The sequence below is a fragment of the Streptomyces sp. SID5464 genome (assembly GCF_009862985.1).
Lineage (GTDB): Bacteria > Actinomycetota > Actinomycetes > Streptomycetales > Streptomycetaceae > Streptomyces > Streptomyces chartreusis_D.
Genome location: NZ_WWIQ01000038.1, coordinates 1 through 23,302 on the forward strand (window position 1 = coordinate 1; position 23,302 = coordinate 23,302).

The following is a 23,302-nucleotide window of genomic DNA, read 5'->3' on the forward strand; positions in this document are numbered from 1 at the left end:
GGTTCGGGGTCCCGTTCGGGTCCGGTGGGGTGGCTGGTTCGGGGTCTCGTCCGGGGCTGGGGAGCTGGCCGGTTCGGAGCCCTGTCAGGGGCCGGCGGGGCGGCCGGTTCGGGTTCCCGTCAGGGTCCGGTGGGGTGGCCGGTTCGGGAACCCGTCAGGCTCCGGTGGGTGGCCGGTTCGGGGACCGTCAGGCGCCTGGTGCTCGGTAGTCCACCTGCTGCCGGACGGCCTCGTCGACCTCCTCGGCCGACAGCAGGACGACCGTGCTCGTGCGGACCCCGCCCGCCGCCGAGACGACCATGCCCATGGCCGCGGCGGAGGTGTTGCCCGGCAGCTCGGCCGTGACGTAGACGTCGTCGTCGCCGAAGGCCCAGTACATGGCCTCGACCCGGCCCCCGAGGCCCTCGACCGTGCGCCCGACGACCTCGCGCCGCCTGCTCCCGCCTTCCTTGAGCAGGCCCTTCAGCCCGTCCGGAGTCAGCTTCACCTTGAAGAGGTACTTCGGCATGGGGTCACCCTTCACTTCCGCCCGAAAAGTCGCTTTGACTCCCTCATGTTCCTTGCGGTTCGGTGTTTCGTCGCGGCGACCGGGGTCTCAAGGTGGGCCATGTGGGCTAATCGGGACATTTAGGTAAAAAATCCCGCACAGGGGCTTCACTCCACGGCCAGAAGTCCTAGCCTGGGAAGTGGCCTACGGGACGAGTGAGGGAGTCCGACCGGAGTCTGCCGACTCTGGCAGGAAGCTTCGGCTTCTGCCGGTGCCGACTGCGACGGTAGGGCTGAGAGGCCGGAAGGCCGGAGGACCGAGAGGTCCGACGGCTGGAAGGCGACCCCCAGAACCTGATCCGGACCATGCCGGCGAAGGGAACCCGTCTCGTAGGTCCTTCGCGTGTCAGGGGGCCGGGGGCGCGGCCGGGGCGGTCAGATCGATCAGGCGGCACACCGTCTCGATGTCGATCTTGACCTGGGCGATGGAGGCGCGGCCCGACAGCCAGGTGATGAGGGCCGAGTGCCAGGTGTGCTCGATGACCCGGACCGCCGACAGCTGCTCCGGAGTGGGGTGCTCCAGCCCCATCGCGTCCAGAATGATCGCCGTCGTCTGGCGCGAGACCTGATCGACCTCCGGGCTCACGCTGCGGTCGGCGAAGGTGAGGGCGCGGACCATCGCGTCGGCCAGATGCGGTTCGCGCTGGAGGGCGCGGAAGGCCCGCATCAGCGTCTCCGCGACCCGCTCGGCGGCCGTCTCGCCCTGCGGAGGCTTCTTGCGCAGCGTGCCGTGCATGTGCTCCAGCTGGTCCTGCATGGTCGCGACCAGCAGGTGGATCTTGGAGGGGAAGTAGCGGTACAGCGTGCCCAGCGCCACCTGCGAGGACTCCGCGACCTCGCGCATCTGCACGGCGTCGAAGCCGCCCCGGCTGGCCAGTTGCGCGCTCGCGTGCAGGATGCGGCGGCGGCGGGCCTCCTGCCGCTCCGTCAGGGGCGGGGAGCCGGGGGCTGTGGCTCTGGCATCCACCTTGGCCACCTTGTTCACCTTGGCGCTCACCTTGGCTTCCGCGGGCATGGGTCGGGCCCGTTCCGTGACCGTCCGTGAGGACGAGTGATCAGACAGCATGGCACGGCGCCGGCCGTGGCGTGAATCACCTGATCCACTGCTCACAGCACCCTTACCTGCCGGTAGATTCAGAGCCTCCGAACGATCAAGTCTGGAACTTGTTCTAGATTAGCGTCCCGGCGTAATCTCGCGGGACAGAGCAGGGAGAAGGGGGCCCAGAGTGACCGCTGAGGCCAGGGAGGCCGGGGCCCCGGAGGACCCCGCCGCCGACGGCTTGCGACCGCTCCACATCGCGCTCCTCACCTATAAAGGGAACCCGTTCTGCGGCGGCCAGGGCGTCTACGTCCGGCACCTCTCGCGCGAACTGGCCCGCCTCGGCCACCGGGTCGAGGTCATCGGCGCACAGCCGTATCCCGTGCTCGACGAGGGCTACGACGGGCTGAGCCTGACCGAGCTGCCCAGCCTCGACCTCTACCGCCAGCCGGATCCTTTCCGCACGCCGAAGCGCGACGAGTACCGGGACTGGATCGACGCGCTCGAAGTCGCGACCATGTGGACCGGCGGCTTCCCCGAACCACTGACGTTCTCGCTGCGCGCCCGCCGCCACCTGCGCGCCCGCCGGGGCGAGTTCGACGTCGTCCACGACAACCAGACCCTCGGGTACGGGCTGCTGGGCGACGTGGGCGCGCCCCTGGTGACCACGATCCACCACCCCATCACCGTGGACCGGCAGTTGGAGCTGGACGCGGCGGAGGGCTGGAAGCGGCGCCTCTCGGTGCGCCGCTGGTACGGCTTCACGCGCATGCAGAAGCGCGTCGCACGGCGGCTGCCGTCCGTCCTCACCGTCTCCGGCACGTCCCAGCAGGAGATCGTCGACCACCTCGGCGTCCGCCAGGACCGCATCCACGTCGTCCACATCGGCGCCGACACCGACCTGTTCTCCCCGGACCCCTCGGTGCCGGTCGTGCCGGGCCGGATCGTGACGACGTCCAGCGCCGACGTGCCGCTGAAGGGCCTGGTCCACCTCGTCGAGGCACTCGCCAAGGTGCGCACCGAGCACCCCGGCGCCCACCTCGTCGTCGTCGGCAAGCGCCCGGCCGAGGGGCCCGTCGCCCAGGCGATGGAACGCTACGGCCTCGACGGCGCCGTCGAGTTCGTCAAGGGCATCTCCGACGCGGAACTCGTCGACCTGGTGCGCTCGGCGCAGATCGCCTGTGTGCCGTCGCTCTACGAGGGCTTCTCGCTGCCGGCCGCCGAGGCCATGGCGACGGGGACGCCCCTGCTCGCCACGACCGGCGGGGCGATCCCCGAGGTCGCCGGCCGGGACGGGGAGACCTGCCTTGCGGTGCCGCCGGGCGACTCGGAGGCGCTGGCGGCGGGGCTGGTCCGGCTGCTGGGCGACGCGGAGTTGCGCGCACGGCTCGGTGCGGCCGGGCGGGAGCGGGTGCTGCGGCACTTCACCTGGGCCAGGGCGGCGCAGGGCACGGTGGCGCGGTACCGCGAGGCGATCGCCCGCGCCGGGGGTGACGCCGAGGGCCGCTCGGCAGCGGCCGGCGGCGGCCCTGCGCGCCGGGCATCCGGCGGTTCCGCGGTGGGCGGTGACCGCTCGGCGTCCCCGGCTTCAGCAGAGGCCGTGTCTCCGGCTGCCGGTGGCTCCGCGGCGGGCGTCGACGACTCCGCGCCCCTGGTCTCCGCGGCCACCACAGATGTAGAAGGCGTCAACTCCGAAAGCAGGGCCACGTGCTGACCGTCGACTTCTCCCGGTTCCCGCTCGCCCCGGGCGACCGTGTCCTGGATCTCGGCTGCGGTGCCGGCCGGCACGCGTTCGAGTGCTACCGGCGCGGCGCACAGGTCGTCGCGCTGGACCAGAACGCCGAGGAGATCCGCGAGGTCGCGAAGTGGTTCGCGGCGATGAAGGAAGCCGGAGAGGCCCCCGAGGGCGCCACCGCCACGGCCATGGAGGGCGACGCCCTCGCCCTGCCCTTCCCCGACGAGTCCTTCGACGTCGTGATCATCTCCGAGGTGATGGAGCACATCCCGGACGACAAGGGCGTCCTCGCCGAGATGGTGCGCGTGCTGAAGCCCGGCGGGCGCATCGCCGTCACCGTCCCGCGCTACGGCCCCGAAAAGGTCTGCTGGACCCTGTCCGACGCCTACCACGAGGTCGAGGGCGGCCACATCCGCATCTACAAGGCGGACGAACTGCTCGAGAAGATCCGCGAGGCCGGTCTGGAGCCGTACGGCACCCACCACGCCCACGCCCTGCACTCCCCGTACTGGTGGCTGAAGTGCGCGTTCGGCGTCGACAACGACAAGGCGCTGCCGGTGCGGGCGTACCACAAGCTGCTGGTCTGGGACATCATGAAGAAACCGCTGGCCACCCGTGCCGCGGAGCAGGCGCTGAACCCACTGATCGGCAAGAGTTTCGTGGCGTACGCGACCAAGCCGCACCTGCCGCGTCTTTCCGGCACCGGGGCGGACGCCCAGTGACGACTCCCCGGACGGAACACCTGGTCCTGCCCGGGGTCCTCACCGCCGGGCAGGCCGCCGCGACCGTCGCTGGCCTCCTCGCCGTGCAGCGCGAGGACGGCGCGATCCCCTGGTTCCGGGGACACCACCTCGACCCGTGGGACCACGTCGAGGCCGCGATGGCACTCGACGCGGCCGGTGAACACGAGGCCGCCGAACGGGCCTACCTGTGGCTGGCCCGGCACCAGAACGAGGACGGCTCCTGGTACGCGGCGTACGCGGACGGGGACTTCGCCGACGTCACCGACCGGGGACGCGAGACCAACTTCGTCGCCTACGCAGCCGTGGGCGTCTGGCACCACTACCTCTCCACCGGCGACGACACGTTCCTGGAGCGGATGTGGCCGACGGTGTACGCGGCGGTGGAGTTCGTGCTGCGCCTGCAGCAGCCGGGCGGGCAGATCGGCTGGCGGCGCGACGACGACGGCACGGACACGGCGGACGCCCTGCTGACGGGCAGCTCCTCCGTCCACCACGCGCTGCGGTGCGCGCTGGCGATCGCCGAGCAGCGGGAAGAGGCGCAGCCGGACTGGGAGTTGGCGGCGGGTGCGCTGCGGCACGCGATACGCCGGCATCCGGAGCGGTTCCTCGACAAGAACCGGTACTCGATGGACTGGTACTACCCCGTGCTCGGCGGCGCCCTGACCGGTGCGGAGGCCAAGGCCCGCATCGAGGAGGACTGGGACCGGTTCGTCGTCCCGGGGCTGGGGGTGCGGTGCGTGGTTCCCAACCCGTGGGTGACGGGGGGTGAGTCGGCCGAACTCGCGCTCGCCCTCTGGGCGATGGGGGAGTCGGACCGTGCGCTGGAGATCCTGCAGTCGATCCAGCACCTGCGCGATCCGGAAAGCGGCCTGTACTGGACGGGGTACGTCTTCGAGGACGACGCGATCTGGCCGCGGGAGCTGACCACGTGGACTGCGGGGTCGGTGTTGCTGGCCGTCGCCGCGCTGGGGGGACATGAGGCCACGTGCCGGGTCTTCGGCGGCGAGGACCTGCCACTGGGGCTGGAGTCGGAGTGCTGCGCCTGAGAGCTCGGGGGTTTGTCGCCTGACTGCGGGCGCGGGTTGTGCGTGGTTTCTCGCGCCGTTCCCCGCGCCCCTGAGGGACGAGCCCCTTACGGCGTCTTTCAGTGCCGGTGTACGCGATTGGCGATCGCGTGGCCCACGAACAGGTAGACCACCGCTGCCAGGCCGTAGCCGGCGACCACTCGGGCCCAGGCCTCGTCGAACGTGAAGAGGTCGTGGGACCAGCCCGCGAGCCAGCGGGCCGCGTCGTGGATGAACTGTACGAAGTCGTTGGCGCGGTTGGCGTCCAGCAGGTACATCAGAATCCACAGGCCCAGGATGAGAGCCATGATGTCGGCGACGACGGCGATGACCGTGCCGGCCTGATTCGCACCATTGCGATATCGAGGGGACATGCCTATCGGGTAGCCCCTGCCGCCCATGTGAAACCCGGTTGCTCCTCACTGCGTTCAACCGACGTTCCCGGAAGGGGCGTTCGGGGTACACCGGCATCACCGACAATCCTGGCCCGGCCACACGGGGGAGGACACAGGTGTCACGGGGGGAGAACGCAGGTGCCCGAGCACAGACCCGCCAGCGAGGAACCGCGGTTAACCGTCACCAGACCCCCGCGCCGACGCCTGCGCAGAGCACTGGCGTTGGCGCTGCCCGTCCCGGTCGTCGGGCTGGTCCTGCTCGTGACCTCCGGGAATCTGCTGCTGCCGGTGCGCCAGGTGGTCACCATAGAGGCCAAGATGGCCTCGAAGAGGGACTTCTTCCAGGACCCCGAGGTCGAGCGGCTGCTCATGAAGCACGGCTTCCGCGTGCGCATCACCAACATGGGCTCGCGTGAGATCGCCAAGCAGGACTACGAGGGGTACGACGTCGTCTTCCCCTCCGGCCAGCCGGCCGCCGACCTGATCAGCCGGGAGCGCGCCCGGGCGAACCGTCCGGTGCTGCTGTACCGCCCGTTCGTCAGCCCCATCGTGCTGGCCACCTACCGGGACTACGCCGAGGTGCTCAGGGCCGAAGGCGTCGCGAAGCGCCTGCCGGGCTCGGGCGGTCGGCCGATGTACTACACCCTCGACATGCGGAAGTTCCTCGATCTGGCCCACGGCAAGAGGAAGGGCGTCCAGCGCGACCCCGAGGACGGCTACCGCTGGGACGAGATCGACCAGGACGACCGCGTCCGCAACGGCAACAAGATCCTCGCCCAGACCTCGGACATCTGCGAGGCCAACTCCGCCGGCACCTACCTGGGACTCGTGGCCTTCGTCGAGCACGGGAACGACGCGCCGGACAACGAGGCCGAGGCCGAGCAGCTCGCCCGGAGGATCAAGCCGCTCCTCGTGGAACAGGGACTGCCGTCCTCCGAACGCGCCGAAACGTATCTGTCCCCCGACGGGCAGAGCATCGCCCCGATCTCGGTGATCTACGAGCACCAGTTCCTCGCCCACCAGATCGGGCAGGTGGCCGCGAAGGGCGCGACCGACGACGAGCGCGTCCTGCTCTACCCCTCCACCCGCTTCGTCACCGAACCCCAGCTCGTCGCGCTGACCGGCGACGGCGCCCGGCTCGGCGAGCTGGTCAGCAAGGACCCCGAACTCCAGCACCGGGCCATGGAGTTGGGCTTCAGGGCCCGCAACGCCGGCAGCGGCGCGACCGGCGACGAGCTCACCCGGTTCCTCACCGAGCGGCACATCCCGGTGCCCACCACCTCCTCCGACGACACCCGGGCCGTGCTGCCCAGCCTGCCCCTGCTGGAGAAGATGATCGAGATCGTCGGCGACTGCCCGGACCGGACGGGCAGCCGGTGAGGCGCCGCGCGGGCCTGGCGGCCCTCTGCCTCGCGCTCGTGGCCGCCTTCCTCACCGCCTGCTCGGGCGACGGCGACGACACGGTCCGGTTGCGCGTGCTCGCCAGTCCCGACCTCGCCGTACTGGCGCCGCTGCTCGGCGAACTGAAGGACGAGACCGGTGTCGACCTGCGCCTGGACCACCGGGCCGACGCCGAGACGAAGACCCCGGACCGCGACCGGTACGACCTCGCGTGGCTGTCCTCCGACCGCTATCTGCGTCTCACCGACAAGAACGCCACCCGGGGGCTGCAGCGCACAGCCACCATGACGTCACCGGTCGTCATCGGCCTGAAGCCGGACGTGGCACGCAAGCTCCGCGCCAAGACCTCAGGCTCCCGGCTCACCTGGGCGGACATCGCCGACGCCGCGGCCGACGGCACCGTCCGCTTCGGCATGGCCGACCCCCGGCACGCCGGCAGCGGGCTCGCCGCCCTCGTCGGCGTCGCCACCGCCGCGGCCGGCACCGGAGCCGCGCTGCGCCCCGAGGACGTCTCCTGCGACCGGCTGCGCGGCTTCCGCTCCGGCCAGACCCTCACCGCCGACACCGGCCCCGCCCTCGTCGACTCCTACGTCGACCACCAGGACGAGGCCAACGCCCTCATCACCTACGAGTCCGATCTGCTCGCCCTCAACGCCACCGGCCGCCTCGACGACCGCCTGGAGGTCATCCGCCCCGAGGACGGCATGGTCCTGGCCGACTTCCCGCTGCTCCTGCTGAACCCGGCCCACCGGGCCGCGTACGACAAGGTCACGCGGTGGCTGCGGCGCGACCCGGTGCAGCGGGAGATCATGCGGCACACGCTGCGCCGCCCCGTGAACACGACGGTCCCCCGGGACGCGCCCCTGCGCGAACCGGTCGGCAACGCCCTCTACTACCCCGACCGAGCCGCCGTCATCACGACGCTGCTGGCGGACTACGGGGATCCCGACCGCCGCACCACGAGCCAGGTGGTCTTCCTGCTCGACTTCTCCGGCTCGATGCGCGGCGCCCGGATGGCCGCCCTGCGTGAGGCCTTCGCCGGACTCAGCGGCGCGGACCCCTCCGCCTCCGGCAAGTTCACCCGCTTCCACCGGGGCGAGCGGCTGACCGTGGTCCGCTTCGGCGGCCGGGTGCTGGGGGAGAAGACCGTCACCGTCACCGGGCCGAAGGACCTGACGGCCCTCGCCGACACCGTCGCCCGGGGCGGCTACGGCGACGCCACCGCCGTGTGGTCCGCCCTCGACCACGGCTACCGCACCGCCGCCCGCGAACTGGCCGCCGACCCCGACCGCTCCGTCTCCCTCGTCCTGATGACGGACGGCGAGAACAACGCGGGCCTGCCCTACGCGGAATTCGTCCGCCGCCACCAGGCGCTGCCCGCCGCCGTGCGCGCCGCCGTCCCCGCCTACCCCGTCCACTTCGGCGAGGCCGACGCCGGTGAGCTGCGGCGCGCGGCGGCGAGGACCGGCGGACGGATGGTGGACGCCGCCGGCTCGTCCCTTTCCGAGGCTTTCAAGGAGATCCGTGGCTGTCACTGACGCACTGTGGTGGAGCCTTTGGTGGCCGTGGATGACGGTCTGGCTGGTGACGGCCGCCGGCGCGGTGGTGCTCGCGGTGGTCCTGGTGCGCCATGCCCGGGAGCGGCGCAGGCACCTGCGGCGCTGGCAGTCGGCGTACAGCATCTGCCTGTACCTGGACGAGCAGGCGGTCATGGACCTGTACGAGCTCGGCAACTACCGGTCCGCGCTGGAGGAGGCCGTCGAGCTGCGGACGAAGGTCGACACGAGTGTCGGCTTCTGGAGCCGGGTGCTGACGTGGCTGTTCCGGTTCCGGCTGAAGCGGGACGTCAGCCAGGAGACGTTCCGCAAGTTCGTGCGCAAGGACAAGCCGATCAACGTGATCGGCGTGGTCATGGAGGCCTTCGACCGGGCCGACGCCATCGTCCACGCCGACCTGACCGCCCTGACCGTCGTCCCGAACCGGAACCTCGCCGACAACCTGGCCGACGGCCGTGCGGTGACCCTGAGCCGCATCGGCGAATTCGTCTCCGTCAAAGGGGTGTTCACCCGCGTGCCCGACGTGACGGAGGGGTTCGTCCTGCGGGCCGAGTACGGCGACGAGCAGCCCCCGGTGTACATGCGCGTCGTGGCCCCCGGGAACGCGCGCCGCTCGATCCCGGCCGGCACCTTCACGGCCCGCTGCCTGGGCAAGATGACCGGCTGGCGCGAGGACACCCGCGAGGTGACCCTGGAGGCGATCGCGATCTTCTGGTGACCGCCGCCGCTCACCGGGAGCTGAGCTCCGCGAGCACGCGCAGGGTGTGCGGGTCGGGCGCCAGCGCCAGCAGGTCCGTCACCGGGCCCTTGCGCCACAACTCCAGCCGCTCGGCGATCCGTTCGCGCGGACCGACCAGGGAGATCTCGTCGGCGAAGGCGTCCGGCACGGCGCGGACGGCCTCCTCCCGGCGGCCGGACAGGAACAACTCCTGGATGCGGCGGGCCTCCTCCTCGTACCCCATGCGGGCCATGAGGTCGGCGTGGAAGTTGCGGGCCGCGTGTCCCATGCCGCCGATGTAGAAGCCGAGCATGGCCTTGACGGGCAACAGGCCCTCGGCGACGTCGTCGCAGACCCGGACCTGGGCCAGGGGCGCGACGAGGAAGCCCTCGGGGAGTTCGCGCACGGCCGGGCCGTAGACCTCCGGCCGGGTCGGTGACCAGTACAGCGGCAGCCAGCCGTCGGCGATGCGGATCGTCTGGGCGACGTTCTTCGGCCCCTCCGCGCCGAGCAGGACCGGCAGGTCCGGGCGCAGGGGATGGGTGATCGGCTTGAGGGGCTTGCCGAGGCCGGTGGCGTCCGGTCCCCGGTAGGGGTGGGCGTGGAACCGCCCGGCCAGCTCGACCGGCGCCTCCCGCCGCAACACCTGCCGTACGACGTCGACGTACTCGCGGGTGGCGGTGAGCGGCGAGGAGGGGAACGGGCGGCCGTACCAGCCCTCGACGACCTGCGGGCCGGACAGGCCCAGGCCGAGCATCATGCGCCCGCCGGAGAGGTGGTCGAGGGTGAGCGCCTGCATGGCGGTCGTGGTGGGCGGGCGGGCCGCCATCTGCGCGACCGCCGTGCCCAGCTTGATGGTGGAGGTGTGGGCGGCGATCCAGGCGAGCGGCGTGAACGCGTCCGAGCCCCACGACTCGGCCGTCCACACGGAGTCGTAGCCCAGCCGTTCCGCCTCCCGCGCCAGCGGCACGTGGTCGGGGGAGGGGCCGCGGCCCCAGTAGCCGAGGGCGAGACCGAGCCGCACGCCTGCCTCCTGACGGTTCGTCAGCCGGTGGGGCGACGACTGTACGGCAACGGCCCCTCACCCGGAAGGGCGAGGGGCCGTACGTCGTTTCAGGGGCTCAGCCGCGCTGGATGCCCGACGTGTCCTGGAGGACACCGCGGCGGCCGTCCTGCGTCTGGGCGACCAGGGCCGCGCCGCGCTGCTCGACCGCCAGGTACCACGTACCCGGGGCGAGTTCGGCGATCGGGGTCGGCGAACCGTCCTCGGCGAACAGCGGCCGGGGCACCGGCACCGCGAACCAGAACGGCGAGAAGTCCCCGGCCGGTGGCTGCGGCGCCTGGGCCTGCTGGGGCTGGGGCTGGCCGCCGTACGGCTGACCCGGCTGCCCGGGTCCGGGCTGTCCGGGCTGCGGGTGGCCGTAACCACCCGGCTGCTGTGCGCCCGGGTAGCCGTAACCGCCGGGGGGCTGGGCGCCGTAGGGCTGGGGAGCGGCCGGGCGCGGGGCGGGGATGAGAGCGGCCTTGAGGGCCGGGATGAGGGGCGTGGCGAGGGCGGCGGCGGCGAGGAGCAGCGTGGCGACGAGGGCGAGGGTCAGGCCGATGCCGGGGCTCGGAGCACCGTCGTCCGCGTTGTTGCCGATGTTGTCGAAGCCGCCGGGCACGTCGAAGATGTTGCCGAGGGCGCTCCACGCGGCGAACACGGTGAAGGCGGCGCCGAACTGACCGAGGTCGAGACCCGCGATCTTCGGGACCTGCGGCAGACCCCGGGCGACGACGACGAGCGCCGCGCCGATGATCCCCGCCAGTACGACGCTGAACACGACCGGACCGCTTCCCCACAGGCTGGGGAGGTCGACGCTGTCGGGGACATTGTCGAACGAGTAGAGGTCGAGGAACGACGCGATGAACAGCAACACCGCTGCACCGATCACCACGCCGTCGCCTCGAGTGAGGGAGCGGATATTCACTTCAGGTCCTTCGTAGGTCGTCTCATCGTCGGTAGAGGCGTCGCTGTCACCATGCCCTCGGGCCCGGGTGGGAAGCGCGGGGGTGGCCCCTCATCGTACGGACGGACACTATCGTCCGCCCGACCAGGGTGTCCGCCCGGATCAGCCCGCCGAGAGCTACCCGCGCAGGAAACTCACGATTCCCTCAGAGATCCCTTGCGCCGCCTTCTGCCGCCACGCGCCACTGGTCAGCAGCGCCGCGTCCTTGCTATCGCGCATGTTGCCGCACTCGATGAACACCTTGGGAACCGTTGACAGATTGAGACCGCCCAGGTCCTTACGCGTGACGAGACCGGTGCCGTCGCCGGCGTAGTTGGACGGCGCGCTGCCGGTGACGGCGACGAAACGGCCCGCGACGCGCTCGCCCAGATCGCGCGAGGGGGCGACGATCGCGCGGGTGTCGGCGGCGCCCGCGTGGACCGCGCCGGGCAGGATGACGTGGAAGCCGCGGTTGCCGGCGCCCGAGCCGTCCGCGTGCACCGAGACCACGGCGTCGGCCTTCGCCTCGTTGCCGATCCGGGCCCGCTCGTCCACGCACGGGCCGTACGGCCGGTCGCTGTCCTGCGTCAGCTTCACCGTGGCGCCCTGCTCTTCGAGGAGCGTGCGCATCCGGTGCGCCACGTCCAGGGTGAACTTCGCCTCGGTGTAACCGTCGTTGGTGGACGTGCCCGTGGTGTCGCACTCCTTCCAGTTCGTCCCGATGTTCACCTTGCGGTTGATCTCGGACGGGTGCTGGAAGTTCTCCGGGTTGTGCCCGGGGTCGATGACGACGACCTTTCCCTTGAGCGGCCCGGAGGCCGGGGCGGGCGCGGAGGTCGACGACGCCGTGGGCGAAGACGACGCGCTCGGCTTCTTGCCGTCGTCCGTCGGCGCACCCGACGAGGCGGGCACGGAGGGCGGGGAGGACCGCACGGTGGCCTGGCCCGACCCGCCGTCGCCCCCCGAGCCGCCCACCGTCTCGTACACGAGCCAGCCGAGCAGCGCCCCGGGCACCAGCGCGGCGAGCGCGACGGTCAGGGGGCCGCGGCGGGGGCGGCGGGGCTGGGGAGGTTCGAAGTCCGGGCCTACGTACGACACGGTGCCACCCTAGCGGCCGTCGCCCGGCGGCAGCGGGCCGAGGACGGCCCGACGGGTGGCGGCTACTCCTCGTTCCCGTCGGGGTCCCCGTGCCGTACCGCCTCCTTCACCCGCGCCTCGATCTCCTGGCGCGGTGTGCCCTCCTGCTTCGCGTACGCGGTCACCGCCGCCTGGACGTCGCGGGCGAGGTCGCGCCAGGCGCGCCAGGCGGTCTCCCAGGTGGTGGTCTGCTGGCCGCTCCACTTGGTCTGGGTGGGCGGTCCGTACGCGTCCTGCAGCTGCCGCACGCGGGTGTACGCCTCGTCCGCCGCGCGCTGCTTCTCCACGAGCTCTGCGAAGGTGTGTGCCACGCGCCCGGATCCTTGGGCAGCGGCGGTCGCCCACCGACGCGCCACGCCGCCCGTGGGCCGACCGGGAGGGGGTGCACAGGGCGCAGTTCACCCGCCCAGCCGTTCTCCTAGAGTCCCGGGCCGGTGCGCCGCAGGACCCGCAGCGAGTCCGTCGCCGAGACTTCCGTGAACGCGCCGGAGGCCAGGGCTCGGAGGTAGACGCGGTACGGGGCCTGGCCGGTGAACTCGTCCTCCGGCTCGGGGAAGACGTCGTGGATGACGAGCAGGCCGCCCTCGGCCACGTGCGGGGCCCAGCCCTCGTAGTCGGCGGTGGCGTGCTCGTCGGTGTGGCCGCCGTCGATGAAGACGAGACCGAGGGGGGTCCGCCAGATCGCCGCGATCTGCGGGGAACGGCCGACCAGGGCGACCACGTGGTCCTCCAGGCCCGCCCGGTGCAACGTGCGGCGGAACGTGGGCAGCGTGTCCATCAGGCCGAGCTCGGGGTCGACCGTCTCCGGGTCGTGGTACTCCCAGCCCGGCTGCTGCTCCTCGCTGCCGCGGTGGTGGTCGACGGTCAGCGCGGTGACGCCGGCCTCGCGGGCCGCGTCGGCGAGCAGGACCGTGGAGCGGCCGCAGTACGTGCCGACCTCCAGCAGCGGCAGCCCGAGCCGCCCGGCCTCCACCGCCGCCGCGTACAGCGCCAGGCCCTCACCGACGGGCATGAACCCCTTCGCCGCCTCGAACGCGGCCAGGATCTCGGGCTTCGGGGCCGCGGGCATGGGCTTCCTCTCGGTCGTACGACGGTCCGGGCGCCCATGGTGCCGTACCCCCTGCCGGGGGGTGACAGGGGGTACGGGTGGGCGGCGGGGTCAGGCGGAGACCGTCTCGCCCGGCAGCGACAGGTCGAGGTCGACCGGACGGTCGTCGCCCGTGTGGGTCGCGGACGAGGCGAGCGGGCCGTGGCCCTGGGCGCGCGCGGCCACGACGTAGGAGCCACCAGCGGGGACGGTGAGGACGTAGGCGCCGTCCTCGGCGGAGAGCGTCGCGCCGGCCTGGCGGCCCCGGCGGTCGATCAGCGTGACCTTGGCGCGGGCGACCGGGGAGCCGTCCGCCGCCAGCACGCGGCCGCGGAACCCGCGCAGCACCGCTTCGGCTCGCTCCAGGTTCGCGTCCTCCTCGCTGCTGGCCCGCAGCTGCGGGTGGGCGGCCGGGCGGCGGCCGGGCAGGAACAGCGCCAGGAGCAGGCCCACGGCGACCGCGCCGGTCGCGATCAGGAAGGAGAGCCGGAAGCCGTGCATGGTCGGGATCTCGACGCCGCCGACGTTGTCCGCGGTGTTCGCCAGCACCATGCCGATCACGGCGCTCGACACCGACGTGCCGATGGAACGCATCAGAGTGTTCAGGCCGTTCGCCGCGCCCGTCTCAGAGGCCGGGACCGCGCCCACGATCAGCGCGGGCAGCGAGGAGTAGGCGAGGCCGATGCCCGCGCCCAGCAGGACCGAGATGACCAGGCTCTGCCAGGGGGCGCTCATCAGGCCGAGACCGGCGCCGTAGCCGATGGCGATGATCAGCAGGCCGAGGATCAGGGTGACCTTGGGGCCGTACTTCGCGGAGAGCCGGGCGTAGACGGGCGCTGTGAACATCATCGTCAGGCCGAGCGGCGCGACGAGCAGGCCCGCGACGACCATCGACTGGCCGAGGCCGTAGCCGGTGGACTTCGGCAGCTGGAGCAGCTGGGGCAGGACCAGGGAGACGACGTAGAAGGAGACGCCGACCATGATCGAGGCGAGGTTGGTGAAGAGGACGGCCGGACGGGCCGTGGTGCGCAGGTCGACCAGCGGGGCCTTGACGTGCAGCTCCATCACGCCCCACAGGACCAGGACGACCGCGGCGGCGGCGAACAGGCCGAGCGTGGTGCCGGAGGTCCAGCCCCAGTCGCTGCCCTTGGTGATCGGCAGCAGGAAGAGCACGAGCCCGGTGGACAGACCCAGGGCGCCCGGCAGGTCGAAGGAGCCCTCGGCGCGCGTCTGCGACTCGGGCACGACGAGCAGGGTGAGGGCGATGGCGAGGACACCGAGGCCGGCGGCGCCGTAGAACAGGGCGTGCCAGTCGGTGTGCTGGGCGACCAGGGCGGCGGCGGGCAGGGCGAGGCCGCCGCCGACGCCTATGGAGGAGCTCATCAGGGCCATGGCCGAGCCGAGCTTCTCGCGGGGCAGCATGTCGCGCATCAGGCCGATGCCGAGGGGGATGGCGCCCATCGCGAAGCCCTGGAGCGTACGGCCGGCGATCATGAGCAGCAGGTCGCTGGTGAAGGCGCTGACCAGGGCGCCGACGACCATGACGGCCAGGCTCGTGATCAGCATGCGCCGCTTGCCGTAGAGGTCGCCGAGGCGGCCCATGATCGGGGTGGCCACCGCGCCCGAGAGGAGGGTCGAGGTCAGGACCCAGGTGGCGTCGCTGGGGGCGGTGTCCAGCAGTTGCGGCAGGTCCTTGATGACCGGGACGAGCAGGGTCTGCATCACCGCGACAACGATGCCCGCGAAGGCGAGCACCGGGACCACGGCCCCGCTCGCTCTGCCGGCGGGACGTTCTGTCGTCGTCTGCGTCATTGAGTGGGGCCTCCAGGCCGGGGAAGGTCGGGGATTGCGTGGTTACGCGCTCACGGGGTTACGTGGACGGTGAACCTCGTATGCGCAGGCAACTATTCCGTTGCTTTGGCACTCTAACGAAATCTTGACCTTCTCTTGGGGAAGGGGCCCAGGGCTGTGGGGGCGGGGGAACGGCCTAGGTCTGCGGTGCGACGCCCTAGGTCGAAATCCCGATGCCGGGAGCATGGAGTGGTTGAGAGCATGACACCCATGCTCGAAGCCGCCGAAATGACCCGTACGCCCCGCCGTGCCGCGCCGCCCACCTGGCTCGTGATCGCGCTCACCTGTGCCGGGCAGTTCCTCGTCGTGCTCGACGTGTCCGTCGTCAACGTGGCGCTGCCGTCGATGCGGACCGGGCTCGGGCTGAGCGAGCAGGGCCTGCAGTGGGTGGTCAACGCCTACGCCATCGCCTTCGCCGGGTTCATGCTGCTCGGCGGGCGGGCCGGGGACCTCTACGGCCGCAAGCGGATGTTCCTCGTCGGGCTCGGCCTGTTCACCCTGGCCTCACTGGCGGGCGGACTGGCGCAGGACGACTGGCAGTTGCTGGTGGCGCGGGCCGCGCAGGGGCTGGGGGCGGCGGTGCTGGCGCCCTCGACGCTGACCATCCTCACGGCCTCGGTGCCGGAGGGTGCCGCCCGGGCCCGGGCCATCGGGACCTGGACGGCGGTCGGTGCCGGCGGTGGCGCGGCGGGCGGCCTGGTCGGCGGGCTGCTGGTGGAGACGCTGTCGTGGCGGTGGGTACTGCTGATCAACGTGCCCGTGGGGGCGGTCGTGCTGTGCGGGGCCGCCTGGTTCCTCACCGAGGGCCGGGCCGGGGACGGGCGGCGGCTCGACCTGCCGGGCGCGCTGCTCGTGACGGGCGGGCTCGGCACGCTGGCCTACGGCATCTCCCAGACGGAGGCGGCGGGTTGGACGGCGGCGGCCACGCTGCTGCCGCTGCTCGCCGGGCTCGCGCTGATCGGGCTGTTCCTCACGGTCGAGGCCCGGACGGGGAGTCCGCTGATGCCGCTCGGGCTGCTGCGGCTGCGGTCGGTGTCGTCGGCGAACGTGGCGATGTTCCTGTGCGGCTCCGCGATGTTCTGCATGTGGTTCTTCATGACCCTGTACGCGCAGAACGTCCTGGGCTACACCCCGCTGGAGGCCGGGCTCGCCCTGGTCCCGAGCTCCCTGGCCGTCATCCTCGGCTCCAAGCTCGCGCCCCGGCTCATGCGGGGGCTGGGGCCCCGGAACGTGGCGGTGCTGGGGACGCTGGTCGCGGTGGTGGGGTTCGGCTGGCAGTCGACGATGACCCCCGAGGGCGCGTACGCGACGACGATCCTGGTCCCCGGAGTCCTGATGATGCTCGGCGCGGGTCTGGCGGCGACCCCGCTGGCCTCCCTGGCCACGTCCGGCGCGGCACCCGAGGAGGCCGGACTGGTGTCCGGTCTCGTCAACACCTCCCGCACGATGGGCGGTTCACTGGGCCTGGCGGTCCTGTCGACACTGGCGGCGACACGCTCGGCGGGGAGCGGGACACCTGCGGCGCTGACGGAGGGATACGCGCTGGCGTTCCGGGTGGGGGCCGCGGTGCTGGCGGCCGGCCTGGTGCTGATGTGGGTCTGGCTGCCCCGCGAGGCGGGGGAGCGGTAGGGCCGCCGACACCGGAAAAGAGCGCCTGCCGCGTGGTCCGGAATGGGTGCGTGACGAGCCTTGGAAGGCGCGCCGCGGGTGTTTCGGCCCGGGGACCGAGTGGTCGGACGGCGGATGGCGTCACCGGAGGGCGGCAAGCCGCACAACGCCTCCCGCTTCTGCCGAGAAGCCATCCTGACCTGGCCTTTCACCCTCTCCCGGCCTACGGTTGGCGGACGTGAAAGGGGGCCGGATGGACCGGAACATACGCACTGTCGACGACGTACTCGCGCTGCTTGACGGGCTGTTCGTGGCCGAGGTCGATCGCTGGACGGGGCGGGGCGCCGGTTGGTGGGACGGGTTCTACGCCGACCGTTCCCGGCCGGTGCCGTTCTTCGTGGCGAAGCCGGACGAGAGCTTGGTGTCCTGGGTGGACGGTGGGCTCGTCGGCGCCGGGCGGGTGCTCGACCTGGGGTGTGGGCCGGGACGCAATGCGCTGTACCTGGCGGAGCGGGGGTTCGAGGTGGACGCCGTCGACCTGGCTCCGGCGGCCGTCGACTGGGCCCGGGAACGGGCCCGTGAGGCGGGGACGGACGGCGTACGGTTCCACTGCGGGGACGCGTTCGCGCTCGCACGCACAGAACTCACCGGGCCGTACGACCTCGTCTACGACTCCGGCTGCTTCCACCATCTGCCTCCGCACCGGCGGATCAGCTATGTGGCCCTGCTGGACGACGTCCTGGCTCCCGGGGGCCTGTTCGGCCTGACGTGTTTCGCCGCCGGTGCCGGCGGGATGGGGTCGGAGCTGTCCGACACCGACTTCTACCGTGAGGCGAACGGCCTCGGGGGTGGGCTCGCGTACACGCCCGAGTCGTTGCGGGAGATCTTCTCGGGCCTGACCGAAGTTGAACTGCGGCGGATGCGGGAGGAGCCGGAGGAGTCGGGGTGCTTCGGCGAGGGATTCCTGTGGACGGCGTTGTTCCGGCGGGGCTGATTTCTCACAGCAGCCCTGGCGGCGGGCCTCGCGCAGGGCCTCCGTGCGGTTGCGGGTGCCCGTCTTGCCGATGGCCGAGGAGAGGTAGTTGCGGACCGTGGACTCAGAGAGGTGGAGTGGGTGGCGATGTCCGCGACCGTCGCGCCGTCCGCGGAGGCCTTGAGGGCGTCGCTCTCGCGCGTGGTGAGGGGGCTGGGGCCGGCGCTGAGCGCGGCCGTGGCGAGGGCCGGGTCGACGACGGTCTCGCCGGCCAGGACACGGCGGATCGCGGCGGCGAGTTCCTCCACGGGGCCGTCCTTCACGAGGAAACCGGTGGCGCCCGCCTCCATGGCGCGACGCAGATAGCCGGGCCGGCCGAAGGTGGTGAGGATCAGCACGCGGCAGTCGGGCACCCGGGCGCGCAGGTCGGCGGCGGCCTCCAGGCCGCTCCTGCCCGGGAGTTCGATGTCGAGGAGCGCGACGTCGGGGCGGTGGGCGAACGCGGCGTCCAGGATCGCGTCACCGGCCCCCACCTGGGCGACGACCTCGATGCCGTCCTCCATCCCCAGCAGCAGCGCGAGCGCACCGCGCAGCATGCCCTGGTCCTCTGCGAGCAGCACGCGGATGGGGCTGTCGGTCACGGGCCAAGGGTAGGGCTCCCGGGGCGCCGGGGTGCGTCCAGCAACGAGGCCAGCGTTCCCGTGAACGCGGCCGCCGAATGATCGGCGTGAGCGCGGATGCGGGTGGCCACGGCCTCGGCCCCGCCGCCCTCCACGAGGCCTGCGAGCCGGTCGATACGGCGCTCGTGGCCTTCCCGGGTGTCGGGGAGGGTGGACACGTAGAAGTCCGTCGCGTCGTACGCCATGTGGAAGACGTGCTTCTTCACGTCGCTGAGCGTCAGGTAGTCGTCGTGGGTCTTGGGAGCCGGTTCGGGCGCGCCGACGCACACCGCGGGGGTCCCGGCGCCCCAGGCGTTGACGCACAGGTGGTAGGTGTCCGTGATGACCAGACGGTAGCGGGGGAGGACCCCCACCAGGTCGCCGACGGTGTGCCGGCCCGGGCGCTGCGCGATGTGACCGACCGGAGCTGGGACGTCCCGGTCGAACCAGGGCAGCCACTCGAGCGGGGCGCCCAGACGCTCGGACAGGTCCTGGCAGAAGGCGGGCAGCCACTCGGGGATCTGCGTCCGCGCGCCGAGGAACACGCCGATCGCGCCGCCGTCCGGGACCGCCCGGGACCATTCCGTCGTCGGCAGGTGGCCGAGGTCGCCCGGGCGGGACAGCAGCGCCGCGTCGGAACCGAAGTAGTCGGTCGTACGGTCCCCGCGCAGATGCGCGATCTTCGCCGCCGAGAGCGGGTCGCGTACCCAGACGCGACGGCTTCGCGTCACCAGGCGTGAGAACAGGGGGCCGTACTCCTTGTCCTCGTAGTCGGACTGGGAGTTGTGCAGGATCGTCCCGCCGTAGCTGAGGGTCCGCGCGAGGAGCTCGTCCGGCTGGTCCGCGAAGAGCAGGGTGCGGTTCAGGAGGGTGCGGGCCGCGGCACGGTCCTCGGCGAAACCGAAGTCGAGCAGGCGGTTCGTGGCGTCCTGCTCCAGGTAGTGCCGGGTGTGCAGGAAGTCGCCCCAGAAGACCACCGCGTCGTGGTCGCGGAGCGAGTCGAGGTGCTCGGCCAGGGGGTGGAACCGGAACGGGAAGTCCGTGCCTCGCGCGCTCTCGCGCAGGGGCACGGTCTCCGGCGTGTGCAGGGTGTACCAGGTGGCGTCGATCTCGGGGGTCATACGCCGCCGCAGGGACTCGAACGCCAAGTCGACGGTCAGCATGCCGGTGTTGCGGTATCCGATGTTCGGCGCGGTGATGACGGCGACGCGTGCCATGTGCTCCATTTTTCCTCAGCCGTTGCCGGCGCCGTCGATGCGTACGTGTACCTGTACGCATACGTGTGGCGCGCGCGGACCAGCGGCCAACGTACACGCCGACGCGGGTCGTACGGCGTCCCGCCCCCTGGTCGCCGGGGGTGCGGACAGCGGACGGTCACGCCCGTTCCGCCACCGCCGGGTGCGCGTCCGTCGCATCGACATCGAGTGTCACGGGCCGTGTCTCACCCGGCGGTTATCTGACACGACGTCAGGAGGCTTCACAACTGTGGAGGCCTGGGCTATACAGAGGGCGCAGGACTGGAACGCGTTCCAGTTCGGCCGCAGACGGCCTCGGTGCGGCCGACGGTGCGGACGGCCGTGCCGAGGTCCTTCCCACGGCGATCAGGAGCCCCATGCCCATCGACGCAGCCAAGGCGCTCGCCGCCGAACCCCGGACCGGCGAGCTCTCCTGGGACCACAAGGACGTGCAGCTCTACCACCTGGGCATCGGCGCGGGCGTCCCCGCCACCGACCCCGGCGAGCTGCGCTACACCCTGGAGTCGCGGCTGCACGTCCTGCCGAGCTTCGCCACCGTCGCCGGCGCCGGATCCCCCGGGGTGATCAGCGGCCTGTCCATGCCCGGCGTCGAGGTCGACCTCGCCCGCGTCCTCCACGGCGGGCAGAGCCTGACGATCCACCGCCCCATCCCGGCCCGGGGCCGCGCGAGGGCCACCGGCCGGATCGCCGCCGTGTACGACAAGGGCAAGGCGGCCGTCCTCGTCATGCGGACCGACGTGGCCGACGGCGACGGGCCGTTGTGGACCAACGACGCGCAGATCTACGTCCGGGGAGAGGGCGGCTGGGGTGGCGACCGGGGACCGTCCACCCGGCTCGAACCGCCCGCCGGCGAGCCGGACCGGGTCGTCGAACGGCACGTCCGCGAGGACCAGGCCCTGCTGTACCGGCTGTCCGGGGACTGGAACCCGCTGCACGCCGACCCCGAGTTCGCCAAGCGCGCCGGGTTCGACCGGCCCATCCTGCACGGGCTGTGCACCTACGGCATGACGCTCAAGGCGGTCGTCGGCACGCTGCTCGACGGGGACGTGACCCGGGTTCGCTCGTACGCCACCCGGTTCGCCGGCGTCGTCTACCCGGGCGAGACGCTGCGCATCCGCATGTGGCGCCTGGACGGCGAGATCCGGGTCGCCGTCAGCGCCGTCGAGAGGGACGACGCGCCGGTCCTCGCCGACACCGTCGTCGAACACACCTGAGTCCCACACGCCGTACGAGGGGAGCCGCACCATGCGCGCAGCCGTACTGCACGAGATCGGCCAGGACAAGCTGGAGGTCCTCGACGACGTCGAGGCGGTGGGGTTCGGACCCGGCAAGGTGCGGATCCGGGTGCGCGCCGCGGGGCTGTGTCACTCGGACCTGTCCGCCATGAGCGGGGTGCTGCCGCAGCCCGGGCCATTCGTGCCCGGGCACGAGGGGGCGGGCGAGATCCTCGAAGTCGGCGAAGGCGTGGGCCACTTGGCGGCCGGTGACCGGGTCGTCGTGTGCTGGCTGCCCGCCTGCGGTGCCTGTCCCGCCTGCAAGCGCGGACAGACCGAGCTGTGCCTCGCCGGTTTCATGAACGCGGGCACCCCCAACTTCAGGCGGCCCGGCGGGGACGTCTTCGGCATGGCCGGCACCGGCACCTTCACCGAGGAGGTCGTCGTCGACGCCGGGTGCGCGGTTCCGATACCCGACGACGTGCCCTTCGACATCGCCGCCCTCATCGGCTGCGGGGTGACGACCGGGCTGGGCGCCGCGCTCAACACGGCGGACGTGGCGGCCGGTTCGTCGGTGGCGGTCATCGGGTGCGGGGGCGTGGGCATCTCCGTGATCCAGGGGGCCCGGCTGTGCGGGGCGGCCGAGATCGTCGCCGTCGACCCGGTCGTGACGCGACGCGAGGCGGCCTTGCGGTTCGGGGCCACGAAGGCCGTCTCGCCCGACGAACTTCCCGATGCCAAGCAGCAGGTCACCGCCGGCGAGGGCTTCGACTACGTCTTCGAGGTCGTCGGCAAGTCGGCCACCGCACGCGCCGCCTACGAGAACACCCGGCGCGGCGGCACCCTCGTCGTGGTCGGAGCGGGCGCCATGGACGACTTCCTCCAGCTGAACATGTTCGAGCTGTTCTTCGACGAGAAGCGGATCCTGCCGTCCATGTACGGCGGCGGGGACATCCTGCGCTCCTACGAACGCACCGTCGCCCTGTGGCGCGCGGGCCGCGTCGACCTGGCGGGCCTGATCACCCACCGGGTGCCCTTCGCCGACATCAACGAGGCCCTGGACCAGATGCGGACCGGGACCGCCCTGCGTACGTGCATCGAGATGTGAGGACACCGCCATGCCGCTGCCGCTCCAGGGACTGTCCGCGATCGTCACGGGCGCGGGCCGCGGGCTCGGCCGGGCCGAGGCCCTCGAACTCGCCCGGCTCGGCGCCGCCGTGATCGTCAACGACTACGGGCAGCCCGGCCGCGACGGCACCGGCGAGGCCTCCACCGGGCCGGCCGAGCAGGTCGCCGCCGAGATCCGCGCGGCCGGCGGGACCGCACACGCGCACACCGGCGACGTCTCGGACTTCCGGCAGGCGCGCGAGCTCGTCGAGTCGGCCGTCACCGAGTTCGGGAAGCTCGACATCCTGGTCAACAACGCGGGCATCCTGCGCGACCGCATGGTGTTCTCGATGGCCGAGGAGGAGTGGGACGCCGTGCTCCGCGTGCACCTCAAGGGGCACTTCAACACGATCCGGTTCGCCGCCGCCCACTGGCGGGAGCGGTCCAAGCGGGCCGGCGAGCCGGTGTTCGGGCGGATCGTGAACACCTCCTCCGAGGCGTTCCTCGCCGGTTCCGCGGGGCAGCCCAACTACGCGGCCGCCAAGGGCGGGATCGTCGGCCTGACCACGTCCACGGCGCTCGCTCTGGGCAAGTACGGCGTCACGGCCAACGCGATCTGCCCGCGCGCCCGCACCCGGATGACCGAGGACGTCTTCGCGGGCGTCGAACCGCCCTCCGCGGGCGGCCTCGACCCGCTCGCCCCCGAGCACGTGGCCCCGCTCGTCGGCTATCTGGCCTCGCCCGCGGCCGCCCATGTGAACGGGCAACTCCTCGTGGTGCACGGCGGCATGGTGGCCGTCGTCGAACGGCCGCGCGTCGCCGCCCGGTTCGACAGCAAGCAGGACACCTTCACGTACGAGGAGCTGGAGGCCGTTCTCGGGCCGTACTACGCGGACCGGCCGGCCGGGGAGACGTTCGCGGCGGTGGAGGTGCTGGGCCTGAGGCGTGGCTGAGGAACGGGAAACGGCCCCACCCGTCAGATATGGGTGGGGCCGTTCGCCGTACGGTCACTGACGTTCCGTCAGGCCGCCGTCTCGGTCTGCTCGGTCTCCGCCACCGGCTTGCGGTGGCGGCCGCGCGGAGCCGTCTCGCTGTCCTGCGTGGAGATCTCGCCACGGTGCCGGCCGTGGCCGGCGGCGATCTCCTGGACGTCGGCAGTGCGCTGGTTCGTGCTGGCGTCGCTCATCGGATGGAATTCACCCCGTCAACATGATCTTTCTTACAG

Annotated in this window: 21 protein-coding genes and 2 pseudogenes; 11 read left to right on the forward strand and 12 right to left on the reverse strand. The window is 72.0% G+C overall.

Going from position 1 to position 23,302, the window contains the following annotated elements:
* Positions 1-187 precede the first annotated feature (187 nt).
* Entirely contained in the window at positions 188-508 is a 321-nt protein-coding gene (locus tag GTY47_RS20425; protein ID WP_010048436.1) for a GYD domain-containing protein, read from the reverse strand.
* A gap of 384 nt (positions 509-892) precedes the next feature.
* A complete protein-coding gene (locus tag GTY47_RS20430; RefSeq protein WP_010048438.1) occupies positions 893-1,561 on the reverse strand; it encodes a TetR family transcriptional regulator in 669 nt (222 codons plus the stop codon).
* A 211-nt stretch (positions 1,562-1,772) separates the two neighbouring features.
* Between GTY47_RS20430 and GTY47_RS20435 the strand changes: the two genes are divergently transcribed.
* The 3 genes from GTY47_RS20435 to GTY47_RS20445 are packed head-to-tail and all read left to right on the forward strand — an operon-like array spanning position 1,773 to position 5,109.
* Positions 1,773-3,299: a glycosyltransferase family 4 protein gene (locus tag GTY47_RS20435; protein WP_010048440.1), complete on the forward strand. Its 1,527-nt coding sequence runs from the start codon at positions 1,773-1,775 to the stop codon at positions 3,297-3,299.
* A complete protein-coding gene (locus tag GTY47_RS20440; RefSeq protein WP_010048441.1) occupies positions 3,293-4,042 on the forward strand; it encodes a class I SAM-dependent methyltransferase in 750 nt (249 codons plus the stop codon). Before GTY47_RS20435 ends, GTY47_RS20440 begins: the two co-directional genes overlap by 7 nt.
* Entirely contained in the window at positions 4,039-5,109 is a 1,071-nt protein-coding gene (locus GTY47_RS20445) for a prenyltransferase (protein WP_010048442.1), read from the forward strand. Before GTY47_RS20440 ends, GTY47_RS20445 begins: the two co-directional genes overlap by 4 nt.
* Before the next feature lie 98 nt (positions 5,110-5,207).
* Here GTY47_RS20445 and GTY47_RS20450 read toward each other — a convergent pair whose 3' ends face one another.
* The gene (locus GTY47_RS20450; RefSeq protein WP_010048443.1) at positions 5,208-5,501 is read right to left on the reverse strand and encodes a hypothetical protein; all 294 of its coding nucleotides are present in this window, start codon (positions 5,499-5,501) and stop codon (positions 5,208-5,210) included.
* A gap of 243 nt (positions 5,502-5,744) precedes the next feature.
* Between GTY47_RS20450 and GTY47_RS20455 the strand changes: the two genes are divergently transcribed.
* From GTY47_RS20455 to GTY47_RS20465, 3 genes are read left to right on the forward strand one after another with little or no spacing between them, the layout of a single operon-like run.
* Positions 5,745-6,902: a hypothetical protein gene (locus GTY47_RS20455; RefSeq protein ID WP_010048444.1), complete on the forward strand. Its 1,158-nt coding sequence runs from the start codon at positions 5,745-5,747 to the stop codon at positions 6,900-6,902.
* Entirely contained in the window at positions 6,899-8,461 is a 1,563-nt protein-coding gene (locus GTY47_RS20460; RefSeq protein WP_010048446.1) for a substrate-binding domain-containing protein, read from the forward strand. The genes GTY47_RS20455 and GTY47_RS20460 overlap by 4 nt, the downstream gene beginning before the upstream one ends.
* A complete protein-coding gene (locus tag GTY47_RS20465) occupies positions 8,448-9,197 on the forward strand; it encodes a hypothetical protein (RefSeq protein ID WP_158688482.1) in 750 nt (249 codons plus the stop codon). Before GTY47_RS20460 ends, GTY47_RS20465 begins: the two co-directional genes overlap by 14 nt.
* 10 nt (positions 9,198-9,207) lie before the next feature.
* Here the strand turns inward: GTY47_RS20465 and GTY47_RS20470 are convergent, their stop codons facing one another.
* The 6 genes and pseudogenes from GTY47_RS20470 to GTY47_RS20495 form a co-directional block, all read right to left on the reverse strand.
* Positions 9,208-10,221: an LLM class F420-dependent oxidoreductase gene (locus GTY47_RS20470; RefSeq protein WP_010048449.1), complete on the reverse strand. Its 1,014-nt coding sequence runs from the start codon at positions 10,219-10,221 to the stop codon at positions 9,208-9,210.
* 97 nt (positions 10,222-10,318) lie between these two features.
* A complete protein-coding gene (locus tag GTY47_RS20475) occupies positions 10,319-11,167 on the reverse strand; it encodes a DUF5336 domain-containing protein (protein WP_010048450.1) in 849 nt (282 codons plus the stop codon).
* Positions 11,168-11,323: 156 nt separating this feature from the next.
* Complete coding sequence (locus tag GTY47_RS20480; RefSeq protein ID WP_010048451.1) at positions 11,324-12,283, reverse strand: N-acetylmuramoyl-L-alanine amidase; 960 nt, start codon at positions 12,281-12,283, stop codon at positions 11,324-11,326.
* A gap of 62 nt (positions 12,284-12,345) precedes the next feature.
* The gene (locus GTY47_RS20485) at positions 12,346-12,633 is read right to left on the reverse strand and encodes a hypothetical protein (RefSeq protein WP_010048452.1); all 288 of its coding nucleotides are present in this window, start codon (positions 12,631-12,633) and stop codon (positions 12,346-12,348) included.
* Between the two features lie 107 nt (positions 12,634-12,740).
* On the reverse strand, positions 12,741-13,391 hold the full coding sequence (locus tag GTY47_RS20490; protein ID WP_010048453.1) for a class I SAM-dependent methyltransferase: 651 nt from the start codon (positions 13,389-13,391) through the stop codon (positions 12,741-12,743).
* A 90-nt stretch (positions 13,392-13,481) separates the two neighbouring features.
* Positions 13,482-15,227, reverse strand: a pseudogene (locus GTY47_RS20495) (MFS transporter); the annotation flags it as partial.
* Positions 15,228-15,461: 234 nt separating this feature from the next.
* Between GTY47_RS20495 and GTY47_RS20500 the strand changes: the two are divergent.
* Both GTY47_RS20500 and GTY47_RS20505 read left to right on the forward strand, forming a co-directional pair.
* A complete protein-coding gene (locus GTY47_RS20500) occupies positions 15,462-16,889 on the forward strand; it encodes an MFS transporter (protein WP_029181768.1) in 1,428 nt (475 codons plus the stop codon).
* Between the two features lie 232 nt (positions 16,890-17,121).
* Positions 17,122-17,862 carry a class I SAM-dependent methyltransferase gene (locus GTY47_RS20505; RefSeq protein WP_010048457.1) on the forward strand — a complete coding sequence of 247 codons (741 nt, stop codon included), beginning with the start codon at positions 17,122-17,124 and terminating at the stop codon, positions 17,860-17,862.
* Between the two features lie 12 nt (positions 17,863-17,874).
* Here GTY47_RS20505 and GTY47_RS20510 read toward each other — a convergent pair.
* Positions 17,875-18,437 (reverse strand): annotated as a pseudogene (locus tag GTY47_RS20510) (response regulator transcription factor); the annotation flags it as partial.
* A 41-nt stretch (positions 18,438-18,478) separates the two neighbouring features.
* Positions 18,479-19,717 carry a polysaccharide pyruvyl transferase family protein gene (locus GTY47_RS20515; protein ID WP_040904414.1) on the reverse strand — a complete coding sequence of 413 codons (1,239 nt, stop codon included), beginning with the start codon at positions 19,715-19,717 and terminating at the stop codon, positions 18,479-18,481.
* Positions 19,718-20,112: 395 nt separating this feature from the next.
* Here GTY47_RS20515 and GTY47_RS20520 point away from each other — a divergent pair, with 395 nt between their 5' ends.
* The 3 genes from GTY47_RS20520 to GTY47_RS20530 are packed head-to-tail and all read left to right on the forward strand — an operon-like array spanning position 20,113 to position 23,030.
* The gene (locus GTY47_RS20520) at positions 20,113-20,970 is read left to right on the forward strand and encodes a MaoC/PaaZ C-terminal domain-containing protein (protein ID WP_010048462.1); all 858 of its coding nucleotides are present in this window, start codon (positions 20,113-20,115) and stop codon (positions 20,968-20,970) included.
* A 31-nt stretch (positions 20,971-21,001) separates the two neighbouring features.
* Positions 21,002-22,078, forward strand: coding sequence for a Zn-dependent alcohol dehydrogenase (locus GTY47_RS20525; RefSeq protein WP_010048463.1), 1,077 nt, complete (start codon positions 21,002-21,004; stop codon positions 22,076-22,078).
* Between the two features lie 10 nt (positions 22,079-22,088).
* Positions 22,089-23,030, forward strand: a complete 942-nt coding sequence (locus tag GTY47_RS20530; protein WP_010048464.1) for a 3-oxoacyl-ACP reductase — start codon at positions 22,089-22,091, stop codon at positions 23,028-23,030.
* Between the two features lie 68 nt (positions 23,031-23,098).
* Here the strand turns inward: GTY47_RS20530 and GTY47_RS40330 are convergent, their stop codons facing one another.
* The gene (locus GTY47_RS40330; protein WP_010048465.1) at positions 23,099-23,263 is read right to left on the reverse strand and encodes a hypothetical protein; all 165 of its coding nucleotides are present in this window, start codon (positions 23,261-23,263) and stop codon (positions 23,099-23,101) included.
* Between the last annotated feature and the right edge of the window lie 39 nt (positions 23,264-23,302).